The following is an 18887-nucleotide window of genomic DNA, read 5'->3' on the forward strand; positions in this document are numbered from 1 at the left end:
CACCATCCGACGACGACGCGAGGCGAAGCTCCGTGAACGACTCTTCCTGGGGCGCTTCGCCACGCGCCGGTCACCCGGCGGGTTCCGCGACGGACCCCGGGCCCAGAGGGAAGACTGCCCCCATGCCGCCACCGCCGCCCGCCGCACCGCCGCCGCCCGCCCCCGCGAAGAAGTCCGCAGGGCGGAACCTGCGGGCGGCGATAGGGGTCGGCGTCGGACTCGGGGTGGTCATCATCGCCGCCCTGTTCATCGTCAAGGCGGTCTTCGTCGGCGTCGTGGTGGCCGCGGTGACGGTCGGGCTGTGGGAGCTGACGTCGCGGCTCCAGGAGCGCAAGGACATCAGGGCGCCGCTGGTGCCGCTCGTGGTGGGCGGCGCGGCGACGGTCGTGGCCGGCTACCTCAAGGGCGCCGACGGCGCCTGGATCGCGATGGCGCTGACGTCGCTGGCCGTGCTGGTCTGGCGGATGGCGCAGCCTCCGGAGAACTACCTCAAGGACGTCACGGCGGGTGTCTTCGCCGCCTTCTACGTGCCGTTCCTCGCCACCTTCGTGGTGATGATGCTCGCCGCGGACGACGGCCCCCGCAGGGTGCTGGTCTTCCTGCTGCTCACGGTGATCAGCGACACCGGCGCCTACGCGGTCGGCTGGCGCTTCGGCAGCCACAGGCTCGCGCCGCGGATCAGCCCCGGGAAGACCCGCGAGGGACTGGCCGGCGCGATGGCCTTCGCGATGGTCGCGGGCGCGCTGCTCATGCAGTACGTCATCGACGACGGCCGCTGGTGGCAGGGCCTGCTGCTGGGCCTGGCCGCGGCGACCAGCGCGACCCTCGGCGACCTCGGCGAGTCGATGATCAAGCGGGATCTCGGCATCAAGGACATGGGCACGCTGCTGCCCGGCCACGGCGGCATCATGGACCGCCTCGACTCGCTGCTGCCCACCGCCCCGGTCGTCTGGCTCCTCCTGGTCGCCTTCGTCGGCAAGGGCTGACCCCGCCGGCCGCCACGGCCCCGCCGCGTAGGGCGGACGGGCAACCGCCGGCGATCTGCGACACTGGAAAACATCATGCCTGCACCCGGAGAACTGACTTTCGCCGTGCCGCGCGGGGCCAAGAAGCCCCCGCGGCACCTTGCCGACCTCTCGCCCGCGGAGCGGAAGGAGGCGGTGGCCGCGCTCGGGGAGAAGCCGTTCCGGGCCCGGCAGCTGTCGCAGCACTACTTCGCCCGGTACGCCGACGACCCGGCGGCCTGGACGGACATCCCGGCCGCGGCCCGCGGCAGGCTCGCGGGCGAGCTGCTGCCCGAGCTGATGTCGGTGGTGCGGCACGCCTCCTGCGACGACGGGGACACCCGCAAGACGCTGTGGCGGCTCTTCGACGGCACGCTGGTCGAGTCGGTGCTGATGCGGTACCCGGACCGGGTCACCATGTGCATCTCCTCGCAGGCCGGCTGCGGCATGAACTGCCCGTTCTGCGCGACCGGCCAGGCGGGCCTCGACCGCAACCTGTCGACCGCGGAGATCGTGCACCAGATCGTCGCGGGCATGAGGGCGCTGCGCGACGGGGACGTCCCCGGCGGCGCGGCGCGGCTGTCGAACATCGTCTTCATGGGGATGGGCGAGCCGCTCGCCAACTACAACCGGGTGGTCGGCGCGATCCGCCGCCTCACCGACCCCGAGCCGGACGGCCTCGGCCTGTCCCAGCGCGGCATCACGGTGTCCACCGTCGGCCTGGTCCCGGCGATGTACCGGTTCGCCGACGAGGGCTTCAAGTGCCGCCTCGCGGTCTCCCTGCACGCCCCGGACGACGAGCTGCGCGACACCCTCGTCCCGGTCAACACCCGCTGGAAGGTGCGCGAGGTGCTGGACGCGGCCTGGCACTACGCCGAGGTCTCCGGCCGCCGCATCTCCATCGAGTACGCGCTGATCCGCGACGTCAACGACCAGGCGTGGCGCGCCGACCGGCTGGGCCGGATGCTGAAGAACCATCGGGTGCACGTCAACCTCATCCCGCTCAACCCGACCCCCGGCTCGAAGTGGACGGCGTCCCGCCCGCAGGACGAGCGGGCCTTCGTCGCCGCCCTGGAGGCGCACGGCGTGCCGGTGACCGTACGGGACACCCGCGGCCAGGAGATCGACGGCGCCTGCGGGCAGCTCGCCGCGTCCGAGCGGTGACCCGCGCCCGCGGCCGCGCGGGCGCAGGCTGATACGGTTCCCGCGGTTCCGTAAGCTGACAGGTGCGGGCCCTCGCGCGGGCGACCGTACGCGCCTCCGCGCCGGCAAGTGAACATCCGACAAGTGAACATCCGACAGGGGAGCGCCTGAGACGGCGCTGAGAGTGCGGCTGGGACAACGGTCCCAGGCCGCAGACCCTCGAACCTGATCCGGGTCATACCGGCGTAGGGAGTCACCTCATGAACAGCACCATCCGCAGGCGTGCCGTGGGCGCGCTGGTCCTCGCCACCGCGGCCGCGACCGTGCTCGCCGCGTGCGGCGGCTCCGGCTCCGGCAAGGACACCCCGGCCGGCGCCGCGGCCTCCCACACGGTGACCGTGGTCAGCCACGACTCCTTCGCCGCCTCGGACTCCGTGCTCGCCGCGTTCACCAAGGAGACCGGCTACAAGGTCAAGGTGCTGCGCGGCGGCGACGCCGGCGCGGCCGTCAACCAGGCGATCCTCACCGAGGACCACCCGCGCGGCGACGTCTTCTTCGGCGTGGACAACACCCTGCTGTCCCGGGCGCTCGACCACGGCCTGTTCGACCCCTACCAGGCCAAGGGCCTGGACCAGGTGGCCTCCGACGTGCAGCTCGACGCCGCCCGGCACCGGGTCACGCCGATCGACTCCGGCGACGTGTGCGTCACCTACGACCGCGCCTGGTTCGCCTCCCACCGCATCGCGCCGCCGCGGACCTTCGCCGACCTGGTGAAGCCGCAGTACAAGAACCTGCTGGTGACCGAGAACGTGGCGACGTCCTCGCCGGGCCTGGCGTTCATGCTCGGCAGCGTCGCCACCTACGGCCAGGACCAGTGGCAGGCCTACTGGAAGCAGCTGAAGAACAACGGCGTGGAGGTCGTCGACGGCTGGGAGCAGGCGTACAACGACCGCTTCTCCGGCTCGGCCGCCGGACACAAGGCCAAGGGCGACCGGCCGCTGGTCGTCTCCTACGCCTCCAGCCCGCCCGCCGAGGTGGTCGGCGTCGATCCGGCGCCCGCGCAGTCACCCGTCGGGGTGTCGACCGGCACCTGCTTCCGGCAGATCGAGTTCGCCGGACTGCTGCACGGCGCGAAGAACACCGCGGGCGGCAAGGCGTTCATCGACTTCATGCTGACCCGCGCCTTCCAGCAGGACATGCCGCTGGAGATGTACGTGGACCCGGTCGTCAAGGGCGCCACCGAGCCGCCGGTCTTCGTGAAGTACGGCGCGAGGATCGACCACCCCGCCACACTGCCGCCCGCGACCATCGCCGCCCACCGGGACGACTGGGTCAAGACGTGGACGTCGACCGTCCTGTGACCGACCGCAGGGCGGCGGCGCTGCGGCCGGCGCTGATGGCACTGCCGCTGGTGTTCTTCGCCGCGTTCTTCGCCTACCCGGTGGCCGCCATCGTCGGCCGCGGGCTGCGCGCCGACGGCACCTGGCGGCTGGGCGCGGTCGGCGACGTGCTCGGCGACGCCGGCATCCGGCACGTGCTGTGGTTCACCTGCTGGCAGGCCGCCGCGTCCACCGCGCTGACGCTGGCGGTGGCGCTGCCCGGCGCGTACGCCTTCGCGCGGCTCGACTTCCCCGGCCGCCGGCTGCTGCGCGCGCTGGTCACGGTGCCGTTCGTACTGCCGACGGTCGTCGCGGGCTCCGCGTTCCTCGCGCTGCTCGGGCAGGGCGGCCTCACCGACGACCTGCTCGGCGTGCGGCTGGACACCAGCGTGTGGGCGATCCTCATCGCGCACGTCTTCTTCAACTACGCCGTGGTGGTCCGCACCGTCGGCGGACTGTGGGCGCAGCTCGACCCGCGGCAGGAGGAGGCGGCGCGGATGCTCGGCGCGAGCCGCCTCGCCGCGTGGCGGCGCGTCACCCTGCCCGCGCTCGCGCCGTCGCTGGCCGCGGCGGCGCTCATGGTGTTCCTGTTCACTTTCACCTCCTTCGGCGTCGTGCAGATCCTCGGCGGACCCACCAGGTCCACGCTGGAGGTGGAGATCTACCGGCAGACCGCTGAGCTGCTCGACCTGCCCACCGCCGCCGTGCTGACGCTGCTGCAACTGGTCGCCGTCGGCATCATCCTGGCGCTGCACGCCTGGTCGGTCCGCCGCCGCGAGGCGACCCTGCGGCTGGTCGACGCGGCCCGCACCGCGCACCGGCCGCGCGGCGGCGAACGCGTCCTGCTCGCCGCGGTGCTGGCCTCGGTGGCGCTGCTGATCGTGCTGCCGCTCGCCGTGCTGGTGCTGCGCTCCTTCGACGCCCCCGGCGGCTACGGCCTGGGCTTCTACCGCGCCCTGGGCTCCGCGGACGGCTCCGGCGACGGCGGCACCTTCCTCGTCGCGCCGCTGCAGACGGTGTGGAACTCGCTGCGGTACGCCGCGGTCGCCACCGCCATCGCGCTGGCCGTCGGCGGCCTCGCCGCGGCCGCCCTGGTCCGCAGGGCCGGGCGGGTCATGCGCGGCTTCGACGCGCTGCTGATGCTGCCGCTCGGCACCTCCGCCGTCACCGTCGGCTTCGGCTTCCTCATCACCCTCGACAAGCCGCCGCTGGACCTGCGGGACTCCTGGCTGCTGGTGCCGCTCGCCCAGGCGCTGGTCGGCGTGCCGTTCGTGGTGCGGGTCATGCTGCCGGTGCTGCGCGCCGTCGACGACCGGCTGCGGCAGGCCGCCGCGGTGCTCGGCGCGTCGCCGCTGCGGGTCTGGCGCGAGGTCGAACTGCCGCTGGTCGGGAGGGCGGTGGGCATCGCCGCCGGCTTCGCCTTCGCCGTCTCACTCGGCGAGTTCGGCGCGACCGTGTTCATCGCCAGGCCCGACAGCCCCACCCTGCCGGTCGCCGTCGCCCGCCTGCTGGGCCGCGCCGGGGAGATGAACTACGGCCAGGCGATGGCGCTGAGCACCATCCTGATGGCCGTGTGCGCGCTGTCCCTGCTGATCCTGGAGTCCCACAGCACCGCCGACCCCTCGGGGGAGTTCTGATGGCCGACGCCCTGCTGCGGGTGGACGCCGCGACCGTACGGTTCGGGTCGCGCACCGCCCTGGACGGCGTCGGCCTCGACGTCGCCGCGCACGAGACGGTGTGCGTCCTCGGGCCCAGCGGCAGCGGCAAGTCCACCCTGCTGCGGGCCGTCGCGGGACTGCAGCCGCTGGACGCCGGACGGGTGCTGCTGGACGGCGCCGACCAGGCGGGCGTGCCCGCGCACCGGCGCGGCGTCGGCCTGATGTTCCAGGACCACCAGCTGTTCCCGCAGCGCGACGTCGGCGGCAACGTCGGCTTCGGGCCGCGCATGCACCGGGCGCCGCGCGCCGAACGGGACCGCAGGGTCGCCGACCTCCTCGACCTGGTCGGCCTGCCCGGCGCCGCGGGGCGCGCCGTCGACACGCTCTCCGGAGGCGAGCAGCAGCGCGTCGCGCTCGCCAGGGCGCTGGCGCCCTCGCCGCGGCTGCTGATGCTCGACGAGCCGCTCGGCCAGCTCGACCGCTCGCTGCGCGAACGCCTCGTCGTCGAGCTGCGCGACCTGTTCGGCCGGCTGGGCACCACCGTGCTGGCGGTCACCCACGACCAGGGCGAGGCGTTCGCGCTCGCCGACCGCGTCGTGGTGATGAGCGACGGGCGGATCGCGCAGAGCGGCACCCCGCTGGAGGTGTGGCAGCGCCCCGCGAGCGAGTTCGTCGCCCGCTTCCTGGGCTTCGACACCATCGCGCCCGCCGAGGTCGCCGGCCGCGTCGCCACCACCGCGTGGGGCAGCCTGCCGGTGCCCGACGGCAGCCCGCAGGGCACCCGGCAGGTGCTGGTGCGGCCCGGCGGCGTGCTGCTGCGGCCCGCGGGCGCCGGCCTGGCCTGCGAGGTGCGCGGCCGCACCTTCCGCGGCGGACGCGTCGCGCTGCTGCTCGCCCCGGCGCGCGGCCCGCTGCTCGAGGCGGACTGCGCGCTGCGCGACGCCCCCGCGCAGGGCGAGCGCGTCGGCGTCGTGTTCGACCCCGAGGACGTGGTCGTCCTGGACCGATGACTTTTCCCGCGCCGCCTCGTCATACCTGGCACAAGCCACCGAGACGACGGAAGCGGAGCGAGCACCATGCAGAAGATCACCACCTTCCTGTGGTTCGACGACCAGGCCGAGCAGGCCGCCGCGTTCTACACCTCGCTGTTCGAGGACTCCCGGATCGTCGCCGTCCAGAAGTACGGCGAGGCCGGGCCCGGCACCCCCGGCGCCGTGATGCTGGTGGAGTTCGAACTGGCCGGGCAGCGGTACCTCGCCCTCAACGGCGGGCCGGTGTACACCTTCAACGAGGCGATGTCGCTGAGCGTGGACTGCGGCTCGCAGGAGGAGGTCGACCGGCTGTGGACGGCGCTCACCGCGGACGGCGGCGAGGAGGGCCCCTGCGGCTGGCTGAAGGACCGGTACGGAGTCTCCTGGCAGATCGTGCCGCGCCGGCTCACCGAGCTGCTGGCCGACCCCGACCGGGAGAAGGCGCAGCGGGCGATGACCGCGATGCTCGGCATGCACAGGATCGTGGTCGACGAGCTGGAGAAGGCGTTCGAGGGCTGACCTGGGCACCGCCCCGAAGCGCCGCCAGGACGCCTCCCGCGCCGCCCGGGGCCCGCGCCGCCCGGAGATGCGCGGCGCGGCCTCTGGCGGCTGCCGCCTGGCGCCGGTCAGGCGTCGGCCAGCTGCTCCAGGGTGTGCGGCACGTCCGCGACGCCGTCCACCAGCGCGACGCGGCGGGCCATCGCCCGGCCCGCCGCGAGCGACTGCAGCAGCGGCCACGCGGGAAGCACCCGGGTCCAGTGCGCCCGGTCCACCAGCACCATCGGCGCCGGCTCGCCCCGCGTGCCGTAGTGGTTCGCGGTCGCCGCGTCGAAGACCGCCTGGACGGTGCCGGCCGCGCCCGGCAGGAACACCACGCCCGCGGAGCAGCGCGACAGCAGACCGTCCTCGCGGGCCGCCACCGCGAAGAGCTTCGCGACATGCGTGGCGAACGCGTTCGTCGGCTCCTGGCCGTACCACCACGTCGGCATCCCGTACGAGGGGCCGCCCTGCGGCCAGCGCTCCCGTACCGCCAGGGCGGTCCGGGTCCACGCGCCGACCGAGGCGCCGAAGGGCGGGGCGGCGGCCAGCACCGCCAGCGCCTTGCCGAACATCACCTCGTCGTGCGGGGCGGCGTAGGCGCCGAAGTTGACGGCCTCCATCGCGCCGGGGCCGCCGCCGGTCGCCACCGTGAAGCCGCGCCGGGCCAGCGCGCGGCCCAGCCGCGCCGCGCCCGCGTAGGAGGCGCCGCCGCGCTCCATGGCGTGCCCGCCCATCACCCCCACCACCCGCTGCCGGCGCAGCCGCTCGTCCAGGGCGTCGCGCAGCGCGTGGTCGTGGACCGAGCGGAGCATCGACGCGAGCACGTCGCCGTCGGTCGCGGTGCGCCGGAACCACCGGCTGGTGCGGGCGTCCGGTGTGTCCTCGTACGAGCCGCCGTCGGCGAGCCCCGCGTACAGCTCCTCCGGGGTGTACAGCGAGCCCCGGTACGGGTCGAACGGCAGGTCCGGCAGCGGCGGGAAGACCAGCGCGCCGCCCGCCCTGACGTGGGCCAGGGCCTGCGGCTCCATCGGGCAGCCGAGGAACACCGCCCGCGAGGTGTCGGAGACCAGCAGCGCGAAGGTGCGGTCGGTGAGGTCCACGGCCTGCACCCGGTAACCGGCGAAACTGCCGGTCAGCGCGGTGCGGTCGAAGTCCTCCAGGGTGGCGATCTCCCGCCCGGCCGGCGGCCCGGCGGCGGCGTCCATCTCAACGGGCACGCCTGAAGCCTAACCGCACCCCAGCACGTCACGGATAGGTGGAGAGCGCCGCGACCAGCACCGTCACCGGCACCAGCACCGCGAACAGCACCCCGGCGCGCACCGCCACCGCGCCCCTGAGCACCGCGGGGGAGGCGGCGACCGCGTGCAGCGCCGCCCGCGGCGCGGTGCGGGCGTTCCTGGTCTCCGTCAGCGCCAGCGCGGAGGTGGCCAGCACGCACACCGCGATGAGCGCCGCGGCGAAGGAGGAGACCGGGCCGAGCGCGTGCGCGCCGTCCCAGGCGGCCAGCGCAGCGGAGGCCGTCGCACACAGCAGGCCCAGCGGGTAGCCGATCCGGCGCGCCTCGTACTGCAGCGCCCGGCCGGCGAGCAGCCGCACCGCGCCGGGACGGAAGGACGCCGTCAGCCGGCCGCACAGGTGGACGATGCCGGGGCCGGCCAGCACCATGCCGATCGCGGTCACCGCCCAGGCCGCCAGCGCGGCGGGCGAGATCGAGCCCAGGCCGCTGGGCAGCGGCACCTCGTGCCCCGACGGCGCGGTCAGCTCCGCGGCCAGGCCCACCGCGACCAGCGACACACCCCACGGCAGGGTGCCGGGCGCGTCGTGCGCCGGGGGCCGCTCCTCGCGCAGCCGGAACGCGGTGGCGGCCGCGGCCGCCACCGGCACCAGGGCCAGCAGGGTGATCGCGCCGGCCGGCGGCAGTGGCCTGCCCGCCGCGAGCAGCCCGGGGCCGACGCCGTTCCACGGCACGCCCACGACGTCGCCGCGCAGCTGCAGGAAGACCGCCAGCGCGACCGCGCTGCCCAGCGTGCACGTCACCGCGGCGCACGCCGCCGCCAGCATCACCACGCCGGTCCTGCCCAGGCCCACCGCGGACAGTCCGGTGCGCGGCCATCCGGCGGGCTGCGCGCGGCCGACCGCCACCGCGAGCTGCACGGTCACCAGCACCGGGATCAGGCACCAGCCGAGGCGGACGACCGCGCCGTCCGCGCCGCCGCCGGGGTGGGCCAGCGCCCAGCCCAGCGAGGACAGCAGCAGCAGGCCGGAGCCGGCCGAGGCCGCGGTGACCAGCAGCCACCGTCCGAGCACCACCGGCCGCGACCCTCTGAGCACCCGCAGGCTCAGCACCGCCCCACCCCCGCCGGGCCGCCCGTCGTACGGACCCCGCCCGTCATACGGACGCCGGGCGTGCGCTGGCGGACTCCCGGTCCTGCAGCGGCATCGGGCTGCCGGGGCGGCCGTCGACCAGCTGCACCGTTCGGTCGGCGTGCCGGGCGTTGTCCGGGTCGCTGGTCGCCAGCACCACGGTGATGTCGTGCGAGCGGGCCGCGCTGGCCAGGGTGCGCAGCACATGGGCGCCGTCGGCCCGGTGCAGCGGCGCGGTCGGCTCGTCCGCGAAGACCACCTGCGGGCCGGTGACCAGCGCGCGGGCGACCGCGGTGCGCTGGCGCTGCGCCTGCGTCAGGTCGGCGGGGCGGCGGCGTGCCACGTCGCCGATGTCCAGGCGCTCCAGCCACTCCTGCGCGGCGGCCTTCGACGCCCGGTGGCCGTCGCCGCGCAGCAGCATCGGCAGCGCGGCGTTCTCCCACGCGGTCAGCTCCGGCATCAGCTGCGCCTCGCCGTCGACCCAGCCGAAGCGGTCCCGGCGCAGCGCTTCGCGGGCCGGCTCGGCCAGGGTGTGCACCGGCCCGCTGTTGAACCACACCTCGCCCTCGTCCGGGACGAGCTGCCCCGACAGGCAGCGCAGCAGCGTGGACTTGCCCGCGCCGTGCGGCCCGACCACGGCGAGGATCTCCCCCGCGCGCACGTTGATCGAGACGCCGAGCAGCGCGGGCGAGCCCTGGTGCGCGTGGCGCAGGGCGCGGGCCCAGAGCACGTCGTTGTCGGGCGGGGCCACCATGCCGTACCTCCGCGGGTCGTTCCCCCTGGCGCGTCGGACACTGCGTCCAACGAGCCGAGGAGAGAGCGGTCACTGCCCGCCACCGTAGGCACGGTGGCGGGCAGCGGCGCGCAGGCGCGGCGTCCGGGGCGTGCGGATCGTCCGGACGGGTGCCGCGCGGGCAGCGGCGCGGGGGCCTACAGCTTGGTCCACGCCTCGCTGAGCACGCCGCGCAGGATGCCCTCGATCTCGTCGAACAGCGCCTGGTCGGCGATCAGCGGCGGGGCCAGCTGCACCACCGGGTCGCCGCGGTCGTCGGCGCGGCAGTACAGGCCGTTGTCGTACAGCGACTTCGACAGGAAGCCGTAGAGCACACGCTCGACCTCCTCGTCGGTGAAGGTCTCCTTGGTGGCCTTGTCCTTGACCAGCTCGATGCCGTAGAAGAAGCCGTTGCCGCGGACGTCGCCCACGATCGGCAGGTCGCGCAGCCGGTCGAGGGTGGCGAAGAAGGCGCCCTCGTTGTCCAGCACGTGCTGGTTGAGGCCCTCGCGCTCGAAGATGTCGAGGTTGGCCAGGCCCACCGCTGCCGACACCGGGTGGCCGCCGAAGGTGTAGCCGTGCAGGAAGGTGTTCTTGCCGCGGTAGAACGGCTCGGCGACCCGGTCGGAGACGACGCACGCGCCGATGGGGGAGTAGCCCGAGGTCATGCCCTTGGCGCAGGTGATCATGTCCGGCACGAAGTCGAACTTGTCGCAGGCGAACATCGTGCCCAGCCGGCCGAAGGCGCAGATCACCTCGTCCGAGACGAGCAGCACGCCGTACTTGTCGCAGATCTCGCGGACCCGCTGGAAGTACCCGGGCGGCGGCGGGAAGCAGCCGCCGGCGTTCTGCACCGGCTCCAGCACCACCGCGGCCACCGTGTCCGGACCCTCGAAGACGATCTCCTGCTCGATCTGGTCCGCGGCCCAGCGGCCGAAGGCCACCGGGTCGTCGCCGTGGATCGAGGCGCGGTAGATGTTGGTGTTCGGCACCTTGCGGGCGCCCGGCACCAGCGGCTCGAACGGCGCCTTCAGGGCCGGCAGCCCGGTGATGGACAGCGCGCCCTGCGGGGTGCCGTGGTAGGCGACGGCGCGCGAGATCACCTTGTACTTCGTGTGGTTGCCGGTGAGCTTGTGGTACTGCTTCGCCAGTTTCCAGGCGGTCTCGACGGCCTCGCCGCCGCCGGTGGTGAAGAAGACCTTGTTCAGGTCGCCGGGCGCGTAGTGGGCGAGCCGCTCGGCGAGTTCGACCGCCTTGGGGTGGGCGTAGCCCCAGATCGGGAAGAAGGCCAGCTCCTGGGCCTGCTTGTAGGCGGTCTCGGCCAGTTCGTGCCGGCCGTGGCCGGCGTTGACCACGAAGAGCCCGGACAGGCCGTCGATGTACCGCTTGCCGCGGTCGTCGTAGATCGACGTGCCCTCGCCGCGCACGATGGTCGGCACCGGGGCGTCCTCGTAGGAGGACATCCGGGTGAAGTGCATCCACAGGTGGTCGTACGCGCTCTGGGAGTGGTCGTCGTTGCGAGCGGTCATGGCTATCTGGTTCCCCACGTGTAGGTCTGCTTGCGGAGCTTGAGGTAGACGAAGCTCTCGGTGGAGCGGACTCCGGGCAGCGAGCGGATCCGTTTGTTGATCATCTCCAGCAGGTGGTCGTCGTCCTCGCAGACGATCTCCACCAGCAGGTCGAAGGAGCCGGCGGTCAGCACCACGTACTCCACCTCGTCCAGCTCGGCGAGCGCCTCGGCGACCGGGTCGGTGTCGCCCTCGACGTTGACGCCGACCATCGCCTGCCGCCTGAACCCCACGGTGAGCGGGTCGGTGACCGCGACGATCTGCATGACACCCTGGTCCAGGAGCTTCTGCACGCGCTGGCGCACCGCCGCCTCCGACAGGCCCACCGCCTTGCCGATGGCCGCGTACGGACGGCGGCCGTCCTCCTGGAGCTGTTCGATGATCGCTTTCGACACCGCGTCCACCGAAGGGGAGGCGCCGTTCTTGTCACGAGTGGCCACGGGCACCACTGTGCAGGAGAGGTCGACGGTCCCGCAAGCCCCTCACGATGAAATTCGCAGCTATCAGGCGGTCATTTGACTGATTCGGTTGTTCGGCCTCGGCGGGTGTGTCGAATACGGCAGTCGTCGGGCTAAGCTGGAGGTGTCTCAGCACGTGGACACCGCATCGCGGGACCGAACCGCAGGACCGAACCGTAGGACCAGGGAGCAAGCGCCGTGACCGAACTCCGCACTCTGCGCAACCACATCGACGGAGAATTCCGCGACGCCGCCGACGGCCGCACCACCGACGTGATCGACCCGGTGACCGGCCGGGCGTACGCGCGGGCGCCGCTGTCCGGCAGCGCCGACGTCGACGCGGCGATGGCCGCCGCGCGCGCCGCGTTCCCCGGCTGGCGCGACACCACGCCCGCGGAGCGGCAGAAGGCGCTGCTGCGGATCGCCGACGCCATCGAGGCGCGCGCCGACGAACTGGTCGCGGTCGAGAGCGAGAACACCGGCAAGCCGATCGGGCTGACCGCGAGCGAGGAGATCCCGCCGATGGTCGACCAGATCCGCTTCTTCGCCGGCGCCGCCCGGATGCTGGAGGGACGCTCGGCCGGCGAGTACATGGAGGGCATGACCTCCATCGTGCGGCGCGAGCCGGTCGGGGTGTGCGCGCAGGTCGCGCCCTGGAACTACCCGATGATGATGGCCGTGTGGAAGTTCGCGCCGGCCATCGCCGCCGGCAACACGGTGGTGCTCAAGCCGTCCGACACCACGCCCGCCTCCACCGTGCTGCTCGCCGAGATCCTCGGCGGCATCCTGCCCAAGGGCGTCTTCAACGTCGTCTGCGGCGACCGCGACACCGGCCGGCTGATGGTCGAGCACCCGGTGCCCGCGATGGCCTCCATCACCGGCTCGGTGCGGGCCGGCATCGAGGTGGCGGGCTCCGCCGCCAAGGACGTCAAGCGGGTCCACCTGGAGCTGGGCGGCAAGGCGCCGGTCGTGGTCTTCGAGGATGTCGACATCGCCAAGGCCGTCGAGGACATCGCGGTGGCCGGGTTCTTCAACGCCGGCCAGGACTGCACCGCCGCGACCCGCGTGCTGGTGCAGGAGTCCATCCGCGAGGAGTTCACCGCCGCCCTCACCAAGGCCGCCGCCGAGACCAGGACCGGCCGGCCCGACGACGAGGACGTGCTCTACGGCCCGCTGAACAACGCCGCGCAGCTCGCCCAGGTCAGCGGTTTCATCGAGCGGCTGCCCGCCCACGCCAAGGTCGAGACCGGCGGCCACCGGGTCGGCGAGCAGGGCTACTTCTACGCGCCCACCGTCGTCTCCGGGCTGCGCCAGGACGACGAGATCGTGCAGCGCGAGGTCTTCGGCCCGGTCATCACCGTCCAGTCCTTCTCCGACGAGGAGCAGGCGGTGGAGTGGGCCAACGGCGTCGACTACGCGCTGGCATCCTCGGTGTGGACCAGGGACCACGGGCGGGCCATGCGGATGTCCAAGCGGCTCGACTTCGGCTGCGTGTGGATCAACACGCACATCCCGCTGGTCGCCGAGATGCCGCACGGCGGCTTCAAGCAGTCCGGCTACGGCAAGGACCTGTCCGCCTACGGCTTCGAGGACTACACCCGGGTCAAGCACGTCATGACGTCCCTCGGCGCGTGAGCGGCGCCGGCCGCCGCGGGCGTCAGCCCCGGCGGCCGATCCGGCGGCGCAGGGCGTCCAGGCGGTTGGAGGTGATCGCGTCGACGCCGTACCCCAGCAGCCGGTCCATCGAGCGCTCCCAGTCCGCGGTCCACGCCGCGACCAGCAGGCCGCGTTCGCGGGCCCACGCCACGGTCGGCGGGTCGACGAGGCCGAACCGCAGGTTCAGCCAGCGGGGGGCCAGCCGGGCCAGCAGCTCCGGCGCCGGCCGCGCCGAGGTCTTCCAGGTCAGCGCGATCTCCGCGGCCGGGTCCAGTGCGCGGACCCGGCCGATCGCGGCCAGCGCCCCGCAGTAGTAGGCGCGTTCGCCCAGCCCGCTCGCGCGGACCGCGGCCACCGCCGCCGCCGCCTGGTCGGCGGCAGTCAGGTCGAGCAGCACCCGCGCCGAGCCGTGCTCGCCCACCGCGGCGAGCGCCTCGGCGAGCGGCGGCACCCCGCCGCCGGTGGCCTTGAACACCTCGTCGGCGGTGAGCGAGGCGACCGGCGCGTCATGCCGCCACAGCCGCTCCAGCGTCGCGTCGTGCAGCAGCACCGGAACCCCGTCCGAGGTCAGCCGCACGTCGATCTCCACCACGTCGGCGCCCTTGCGCAGCGCCGAGCGCAGTCCCGCCAGGGTGTTCTCGCGGTGCACGGAGGGGTCGCCGCGGTGGGCGACGGCGAGCGTCACCGGGTCACGCCCGCGCTGCGGTGCAGGCGTCGATCTCCGCGGCCAGCCGGGCCTTGCCCGCCGCGTCCATGAACGACGCCTCCACCGCGTTCTTCGCCAGCGCCGCGACACCTGCCGCGTCCAGCCCCAGCAGCCGCGCCGCCACGCCGTACTCGGTGTTCAGGTCGGTGCCGAACATCGGCGGGTCGTCGCTGTTGACGGTGACCAGCACGCCGGCCGCGGCCATCTCCCGGATCGGGTGCTCCTCCAGCGAGGCCACCGCGCGGGTCGCGACATTGGAGGTCGGGCAGACCTCCAGCGGGATCCGGTGCTCGGCCAGGTACGCCAGCAGCCGCGGGTCCTGGGCCGAGCTGGTGCCGTGGCCGATCCGCTCGGCGCCCAGCTCGCGGACGGCGTCCCACACCGTCTGCGGCCCGGTGGTCTCGCCGGCGTGCGGGACGCTGTGCAGGCCGGCCGCCCGCGCCCGGTCGAAGTACGGCTTGAACTGCGGCCGCGGCACGCCGATCTCCGGGCCGCCGAGCCCGAAGGAGACCAGGCCGTCGGGCTGCAGGTCCAGCGCCAGCCGCACGGTCTCCTCCGCGGCGGCGAGCCCCGCCTCGCCCGGGATGTCGAAGCACCAGCGCAGCGTCACGCCCAGCTCGGCCTCGGCCGACTTGCGGGCGTCCTCGATCGCCTCCATGAACGCCTCGCCGGGGATGCCGCGCCGGGTGGAGCTGTACGGGGTGACGGTCAGCTCCGCGTAGCGGATGTTCTGCCGGGCCATGTCCCTGGCCACCTCGAAGGTGAGCAGCCGCACGTCCTCGGCGTCCCTGATCAGGTCGACGACCGACAGGTACACCTGGATGAAGTGCGCGAAGTCCCGGAAGCTGAAGTAGTCCACCAGCGCGGCGGGGTCGTGCGGCACCGCCGAGTCCGGGTGGCGCGCGGCCAGCTCCGCGACGATTCTCGGCGACGCCGAGCCCACGTGGTGGACGTGCAGTTCTGCCTTCGGCAGGCCCGCGATGAAGGCGGCGAAGGCGCCGCCGGGGGCGGTGTCGGACATGCGGGGTCCTCCGTGCAGCGGTACGGGACGTCCGCCTCATCGTAGTGCGCGCCCCCGCCGCGCCCTCGGCCCGGCGCGGGCGCCCTGCCCCGGCGTCCCTGCTCCGCCCCCGGGCCCGGAGCGCGGCCCGCGCCGGGTCAGGGGCGGACGGCGTCGAGGGCGAGGAGCGCCACGTGCAGGGAGAGGCAGGACTCGACCTGGTCGAGGTCGACGCCCAGGACGCGCTCGACGCGGCGCAGACGGTCGTAGAAGGACGGGCGGGAGAGGTGGGCGGCCTCGGCGGCGGCCGACTTGTTGCGCCCGCAGGCCAGGTAGCCGCCGAGGACGCGGACCAGATCGGTGCCGTGCTCGGCGTCGTGCGCGAGCAGCGGCCCCAGCTCGCGCTCCACGTACGTCTGCAGCCGCGCGTCGTCGCGCAGCAGGTGCAGCAGGCCGCGCAGCCGGACGTCGGGCAGCCGGTAGTAGCCGCGCGGGGCCGGGCCGCCGTCCCCGGCTGCCGCCGCCTCGGCGACCTGCGCCGCCTCCAGCAGGGTGCGGCGCGCGTCGCGCAGCGCCCCGACCGAGGTGCCCGCGGCCATCACGAACGGCGGGGCGCCCGCCAGCGCCGCCGCCAGCCCTTCGAGCACCGCCCGCTCCTGCTCGTACGGGCCGAGCGAGACCAGCACGCCGACCGCGCCGTCGTCGAGCGCCGCGGTCAGCGCGGACGCCCCGCGCGAGCGCACGGCGCCGGCGACCGTCTCGGTGAGGTCGCGCAGCCGGGCCTCCGCGTCCAGCGCCGCGGAGGGCCGGCCGCCGCGCGGCCGCAGCATCACCCCGACCAGCCGGCGGCCCTCCAGCGGCACCCCCAGCGCGCGGGCCCGCAGCGCCACGTCGGCGAGGCTCAGCGCATGGGTGAGCACCCCGGAGAGCAGGGTGCGGTGGGTCTGCCGCTCCAGCGACTCGCGGTCGCGGTCCAGCAGCCGGCCCAGCGCCAGGGTGGCCGCGGCCCGTTCCAGCAGCACACCGTGCCGCCGTACCGCGGCGCCCGAGCCGAGCAGCACCAGCCGCCCCCAGTCGCTGCCGCGCGCGCCGACGGTGGTGACCAGCCAGCCGGAGCGGGCGTCGTGGCCGGTGCGGCCCGCCGGGGCCAGCGCGCGCGAACGCCGCTCCCAGCCGTCGAGCAGCGGGCCCGGCTCGCGGCCCGCCGGGTCGAAGACCAGCACCTGGTGGGCGAGGTTCTCCAGCACCACCGGCGCGCCCGCCATCACCGCCGCCTGCCGCACCACCGCGGCCGGCTCCGCGCCCTCCACCGCCAGGTCGTGGAAGGTCCTGTGCACCTCCTCCGAGGCCCGCAACTGCGCGAACTGGGCGTCCATCACCATCGCGTGGACCGCCTCGGTGACCGCGACGAACGGCACCTCGTGGCCCAGTGCGACCAGCGGCAGGCGGCGCCGCTCGGCGGCGCGCACGAGCGGGCCGGGCAGCCGCGCGGGGTAGCGGCGGCCCAGCTCCACCACCAGCCCCGCCGCGCCGACGTCCGCCAGCGCGTCGACGTAGGCGGTCAGTCCGGCCGCGGCGGCCGGGAACATCACGCCGGTCGTCAGCACCAGTTCGCCGCCGCGCAGCATGCCCGCGATGTCGGTCAGCTCGCCCACGTGCGCCCAGCGGACCTCGGCGCCCAGGCCCGCCGCGCCCGCCACCACCTGCGGCCGCCCGACGCGCACGGCGTCCAGTCGCAGCACCTTGGCAACGCTCGGCAGCATGGGCGGTCCTCCGGATCGGCGGCGTGCGCACGGGTCAGGCCCGGCTGGGGGCATTGTGCGTGCCGCGGCGGCTGCTCCGCGAGGCCCCGAGTACAGATTTCGTCGTGTAACCAAAAGGCAACAACGGAATCCCTTGTTGTGGTCGGTTACCTCTGCCAGGATCAGCGACCAATCCAGACTTCAGCCACGCTGTAACGCTCGACCGCGAGGTCCGGGAGGCGCAGGATGCAGCACACGACGGAGGGGACCGGCGGGGCGCAGGGCACACCTCCCGGGGAGCCCGTCCCCGAGGTCGCCGGGCGGTTGACCGCGCACTCGACCGCGCGGCTGTCCGCGGCGCTCGCCGAGGAGTTCGCCGAGGGCGCCCAGCACATCGGCGGCGCCGCCAGGCCCGGCACCGGCGACGCGGACTTCACCGTGGTGGACCCGGCGACCGGGCGGCCCGTGTGGACGTACCGCACCGCGGGTCCCGCCGACGTGGACGCCGCGGTGGCCGCCGCGGGGGCGGCGCTGCCCGGCTGGGCCGCGACGCCGCCGGCCGAGCGGGCCGCCGCCCTGCACCGGCTGGCCCGGCTCCTCCAGGAGCGGGCCGGCGACTTCGCCCGCGCCGAGACCCTGCAGTGCGGCAAGCCGATCCGGCTCAGCGCCGGCTTCGACGTGCCCGGCACGATCGACAACACCGACTTCTTCGCCGGCGCCGCACGCCACCTCGAAGGGCGGGCCGCCGCCGAGTACAGCCCCGACCACACCTCGTACGTCCGCCGTGAGCCGGTCGGCGTCGTCGGGTCCGTCGCGCCCTGGAACTACCCGCTGCAGATGGCCGGCTGGAAGATCCTGCCGGCCGTCGCCGCGGGCAACACCGTCGTGCTCAAGCCCTCGGAGCTGACGCCGCTCACCGCGCTGATGCTCGCCAGGGCCGCGGACGAGGCGGGCCTGCCCGCCGGTGTGGTCAACGTCGTCACCGGCACCGGACCGGTGGCGGGCGAGCACCTGGTCGGCCACCCCGGCGTCGCCATGACCTCCTTCACCGGCTCCACCGCGGTCGGCCGGCGCGTCGCCGCGCTCGCCGCGGGCACCGCCAAGCGCGTGCACCTGGAGCTGGGCGGCAAGGCGCCGTTCGTGGTCTTCGACGACGCCGACCTGGAGGCCGCCGTGCACGGCGCGGTCGCCGGCTGCCTGATCAACGCCGGCCAGGACTGCACCGCCGCGACCCGCGCCTACGTCCAGCGGCCGCTGTACGACGCGTTCACCGCCGCCGTCGCCGACCTGATGGCCGGCGTGCGGCTCGGCGACCCCTTCGACCCGGCCACCGACCTCGGCCCGCTGATCTCCGCCGCGCACCGCGACCGCGTCGCCGCCGTCGTGCGGCGCGCCCGCTCCTACGCCACCGTGGTCACCGGCGGCGGCGCGCCCGGCGGCGCGCTGGCGGCCGGCGCGTACTACCGGCCGACGCTCCTGGCCGGCGCCCCGCAGGACAGCGAGGCGGTCCAGCAGGAGATCTTCGGGCCGGTGCTCGCGGTGCTGCCCTTCGACACCGACGACCAGGGCCTGGCGCTCGCCGACGACACGCCCTACGGTCTCGCCGCCTCCGCGTGGACCCGCGACGTGTACCGGGCCGGCCGGGCCGCCCGGGAGATCACCGCGGGCTGCGTGTGGATCAACGACCACATCCCGATCGTCAGCGAGATGCCGCACGGCGGGGCGAAGTCCTCCGGCTACGGCAAGGACATGTCGCTCTACGCCCTGGAGGAGTACACACAGGTCAAGCACGTCATGTACGACAACACCGCGGTCGCCAGGAAGGACTGGCACCGCACCGTCTTCGCAGATCGCTGACCCCTCATC

The 18887-nt window shown here is 74.4% G+C and carries 16 protein-coding genes and 1 riboswitch; of the genes, 8 read left to right on the plus strand and 8 right to left on the minus strand.

The annotated features are described in order from the left end of the window. Positions 1-32: 32 nt before the first annotated feature. The 6 genes from V2S66_RS02730 (at position 33) to V2S66_RS02755 (ending at position 6734) form a co-directional block, all read left to right on the plus strand. Positions 33-986 (plus strand): phosphatidate cytidylyltransferase, encoded by a 954-nt coding sequence (locus V2S66_RS02730; RefSeq protein ID WP_330792738.1) that lies wholly within the window; start codon positions 33-35, stop codon positions 984-986. Positions 987-1061: 75 nt separating this feature from the next. Continuing rightward, the gene (gene rlmN, locus V2S66_RS02735) at positions 1062-2168 is read left to right on the plus strand and encodes a dual-specificity RNA methyltransferase RlmN (protein ID WP_330792739.1); all 1107 of its coding nucleotides are present in this window, start codon (positions 1062-1064) and stop codon (positions 2166-2168) included. A 126-nt stretch (positions 2169-2294) separates the two neighbouring features. Further along, positions 2295-2416, plus strand: a riboswitch (TPP riboswitch). Further along, complete coding sequence (locus V2S66_RS02740; RefSeq protein WP_330792740.1) at positions 2408-3508, plus strand: thiamine ABC transporter substrate-binding protein; 1101 nt, start codon at positions 2408-2410, stop codon at positions 3506-3508. Its footprint overlaps the riboswitch before it by 9 nt. A gap of 35 nt (positions 3509-3543) precedes the next feature. Continuing rightward, positions 3544-5163, plus strand: coding sequence for an ABC transporter permease (locus V2S66_RS02745; RefSeq protein ID WP_330792834.1), 1620 nt, complete (start codon positions 3544-3546; stop codon positions 5161-5163). Further along, a complete protein-coding gene (locus V2S66_RS02750) occupies positions 5163-6194 on the plus strand; it encodes an ABC transporter ATP-binding protein (RefSeq protein WP_330792741.1) in 1032 nt (343 codons plus the stop codon). The genes V2S66_RS02745 and V2S66_RS02750 overlap by 1 nt, the downstream gene beginning before the upstream one ends. Before the next feature lie 66 nt (positions 6195-6260). Next, positions 6261-6734, plus strand: a complete 474-nt coding sequence (locus V2S66_RS02755; RefSeq protein ID WP_330792742.1) for a VOC family protein — start codon at positions 6261-6263, stop codon at positions 6732-6734. A 107-nt stretch (positions 6735-6841) separates the two neighbouring features. Here V2S66_RS02755 and V2S66_RS02760 read toward each other — a convergent pair whose 3' ends face one another. The 5 genes from V2S66_RS02760 to V2S66_RS02780 all read right to left on the minus strand — a co-directional run bounded on the left by V2S66_RS02760 (position 6842) and on the right by V2S66_RS02780 (position 11899). Continuing rightward, the gene (locus tag V2S66_RS02760; RefSeq protein WP_330792835.1) at positions 6842-7960 is read right to left on the minus strand and encodes an LOG family protein; all 1119 of its coding nucleotides are present in this window, start codon (positions 7958-7960) and stop codon (positions 6842-6844) included. A gap of 40 nt (positions 7961-8000) precedes the next feature. After that, positions 8001-9065: a hypothetical protein gene (locus V2S66_RS02765; RefSeq protein WP_330792743.1), complete on the minus strand. Its 1065-nt coding sequence runs from the start codon at positions 9063-9065 to the stop codon at positions 8001-8003. A 79-nt stretch (positions 9066-9144) separates the two neighbouring features. Beyond that, the gene (locus V2S66_RS02770) at positions 9145-9873 is read right to left on the minus strand and encodes an ABC transporter ATP-binding protein (RefSeq protein WP_330792744.1); all 729 of its coding nucleotides are present in this window, start codon (positions 9871-9873) and stop codon (positions 9145-9147) included. A 176-nt stretch (positions 9874-10049) separates the two neighbouring features. Further along, complete coding sequence (locus tag V2S66_RS02775; RefSeq protein WP_330792745.1) at positions 10050-11420, minus strand: aspartate aminotransferase family protein; 1371 nt, start codon at positions 11418-11420, stop codon at positions 10050-10052. 2 nt (positions 11421-11422) lie between these two features. After that, positions 11423-11899, minus strand: a complete 477-nt coding sequence (locus V2S66_RS02780) for an Lrp/AsnC family transcriptional regulator (protein WP_330792746.1) — start codon at positions 11897-11899, stop codon at positions 11423-11425. Between the two features lie 216 nt (positions 11900-12115). On the opposite strand from V2S66_RS02780, the gene V2S66_RS02785 reads away from it, so the two are divergent. Next, positions 12116-13552 (plus strand): gamma-aminobutyraldehyde dehydrogenase, encoded by a 1437-nt coding sequence (locus tag V2S66_RS02785; RefSeq protein ID WP_330792747.1) that lies wholly within the window; start codon positions 12116-12118, stop codon positions 13550-13552. A 22-nt stretch (positions 13553-13574) separates the two neighbouring features. On the opposite strand, the gene V2S66_RS02790 is transcribed toward V2S66_RS02785, so the two are convergent. The 3 genes from V2S66_RS02790 to V2S66_RS02800 all read right to left on the minus strand — a co-directional run bounded on the left by V2S66_RS02790 (position 13575) and on the right by V2S66_RS02800 (position 17042). Then, entirely contained in the window at positions 13575-14258 is a 684-nt protein-coding gene (locus V2S66_RS02790) for a glycerophosphodiester phosphodiesterase (RefSeq protein ID WP_330792748.1), read from the minus strand. 4 nt (positions 14259-14262) lie between these two features. Continuing rightward, a complete protein-coding gene (locus V2S66_RS02795; RefSeq protein ID WP_330792749.1) occupies positions 14263-15300 on the minus strand; it encodes an adenosine deaminase in 1038 nt (345 codons plus the stop codon). Positions 15301-15437: 137 nt separating this feature from the next. Beyond that, positions 15438-17042 carry a PucR family transcriptional regulator gene (locus V2S66_RS02800; protein WP_330792750.1) on the minus strand — a complete coding sequence of 535 codons (1605 nt, stop codon included), beginning with the start codon at positions 17040-17042 and terminating at the stop codon, positions 15438-15440. Positions 17043-17267: 225 nt separating this feature from the next. Between V2S66_RS02800 and V2S66_RS02805 the strand changes: the two genes are divergently transcribed. Next, on the plus strand, positions 17268-18878 hold the full coding sequence (locus tag V2S66_RS02805; protein ID WP_330792751.1) for a gamma-aminobutyraldehyde dehydrogenase: 1611 nt from the start codon (positions 17268-17270) through the stop codon (positions 18876-18878). Positions 18879-18887: the final 9 nt, after the last annotated feature.

Source organism: Actinacidiphila polyblastidii, from assembly GCF_036353415.1.
Taxonomy (GTDB): Bacteria; Actinomycetota; Actinomycetes; order Streptomycetales; family Streptomycetaceae; genus Actinacidiphila; species Actinacidiphila polyblastidii.

Excerpts from the sequence above, each read along its gene's own strand:
- rlmN (WP_330792739.1), top strand. The coding sequence starts at position 1,062 with ATGCCTGCACCCGGAGAACTGACTTTCGCCGTGCCGCGCGGGGCCAAG.
- V2S66_RS02740 (WP_330792740.1), top strand. The coding sequence starts at position 2,408 with ATGAACAGCACCATCCGCAGGCGTGCCGTGGGCGCGCTGGTCCTCGCC.
- V2S66_RS02745 (WP_330792834.1), top strand. The coding sequence starts at position 3,544 with ATGGCACTGCCGCTGGTGTTCTTCGCCGCGTTCTTCGCCTACCCGGTG.
- V2S66_RS02800 (WP_330792750.1), bottom strand. The coding sequence starts at position 17,042 with ATGCTGCCGAGCGTTGCCAAGGTGCTGCGACTGGACGCCGTGCGCGTC.
- V2S66_RS02770 (WP_330792744.1), bottom strand. The coding sequence starts at position 9,873 with ATGGTGGCCCCGCCCGACAACGACGTGCTCTGGGCCCGCGCCCTGCGC.
- V2S66_RS02755 (WP_330792742.1), top strand. The coding sequence starts at position 6,261 with ATGCAGAAGATCACCACCTTCCTGTGGTTCGACGACCAGGCCGAGCAG.
- V2S66_RS02805 (WP_330792751.1), top strand. The coding sequence starts at position 17,268 with ATGCAGCACACGACGGAGGGGACCGGCGGGGCGCAGGGCACACCTCCC.
- V2S66_RS02775 (WP_330792745.1), bottom strand. The coding sequence starts at position 11,420 with ATGACCGCTCGCAACGACGACCACTCCCAGAGCGCGTACGACCACCTG.
- V2S66_RS02760 (WP_330792835.1), bottom strand. The coding sequence starts at position 7,960 with ATGGACGCCGCCGCCGGGCCGCCGGCCGGGCGGGAGATCGCCACCCTG.
- V2S66_RS02795 (WP_330792749.1), bottom strand. The coding sequence starts at position 15,300 with ATGTCCGACACCGCCCCCGGCGGCGCCTTCGCCGCCTTCATCGCGGGC.
- V2S66_RS02750 (WP_330792741.1), top strand. The coding sequence starts at position 5,163 with ATGGCCGACGCCCTGCTGCGGGTGGACGCCGCGACCGTACGGTTCGGG.